Annotated in this window: 1 protein-coding gene; it reads left to right on the top strand. The window is 43.6% G+C overall.

Going from position 1 to position 1,153, the window contains the following annotated elements; translation table 11 throughout:
* On the top strand, positions 1-1,064 hold a 1,064-nt coding region (locus LD39_RS21595; protein WP_035554056.1), incomplete at its 5' end, for a Na+/H+ antiporter NhaC family protein.
* Positions 1,065-1,153 lie beyond the last annotated feature (89 nt).

Genomic DNA, 1,153 nt, shown 5'->3' with positions numbered 1-1,153 from the left:
CGTTTGCAGTTACGGCCATTGTAGGCGTTGCACTCGGCAGCTCATTCACAACTGCCGCAACCGTAGGAGTTGCCTTTATAGGCGTAGCTCAATCAATGGATGTTTCTATTGCTATGACGGCAGGAGCTATCGTATCAGGCGCTTTCTTTGGGGATAAAATGTCGCCTTTATCTGACACGACCAATTTGGCTTCAACTGTTGTGGACGTGGATTTGTTCGACCATATTAAGAATATGTCTTGGACAACTGTACCTGCATTTATTATCACGTTTATCCTTTTTGTAATTCTTTCCCCCGAACAAGGTGCGGGAAGTGAGCAACTCATGAATTTCCAAAAAGGGTTGGAAGAATCAAACTTGATCCATTGGAGCTCATGGATCCCCCTCCTTGCACTCGTAGGATTGACCGTAACGAAAACACCAGCTTTTATATCACTTGCTATTAGTAGTATCTTAGCAACGCTAATCGCAGGGGCAAGAGGCGTGCTGGACTGGGGAGCACTTTGGGGAACGTGGTTTAACGGATATACTGCTGAAACAAGTAATGATGTCGTCAATGAATTACTGACAAGAGGTGGAATGAACGGCATGCTATTTACAGTGTCTCTGGTCATTCTTGCACTTGCCCTTGGTGGACTCTTCTTTATTACAGGAGTCATTCCTTCAATATTGAACAAAGTCCAGCATGGTTTAAAGTCAGTGCGTTCAACGACCTTGGCCACAGCGTTTACGGCCATAGGAATCAACATTGCCATCGGTGAACAATACTTGTCGATCCTTTTAACAGGTGAAGCGTACCAGGATGTTTATAAAAAAGCGAATTTGGCAAGAAAAAATCTGTCCAGAACGTTGGAAGATGCCGGGACGGTCATTAATCCACTCGTTCCTTGGAGTGTCTGCGGAGTCTTTCTTTCAGGTGTTCTTGGCGTTCCTGTTCTAGACTATTTGCCTTTTGCCTTCTTCTGTCTGCTAAGTCCGGTGCTGACGATTTTGTTTGGGATCACTGGTAAGACTCTTACTCCGAATTCAACAGAACAAACGAATCAATTGAAGAAAGTTAATTAACAAAAAAGGAGTCCTCTTCCATTGAGGACTCCTTTTTTGCTTTAAAGCAGAAAAAATCAACGGTATGGAAAAGCACATCCCTTTTGATT

Source organism: Halobacillus sp. BBL2006, from assembly GCF_000786645.1.
Lineage (GTDB): Bacteria > Bacillota > Bacilli > Bacillales > Halobacillaceae > Halobacillus.
This window is presented reverse-complemented; position numbering and strand designations above follow the sequence as displayed.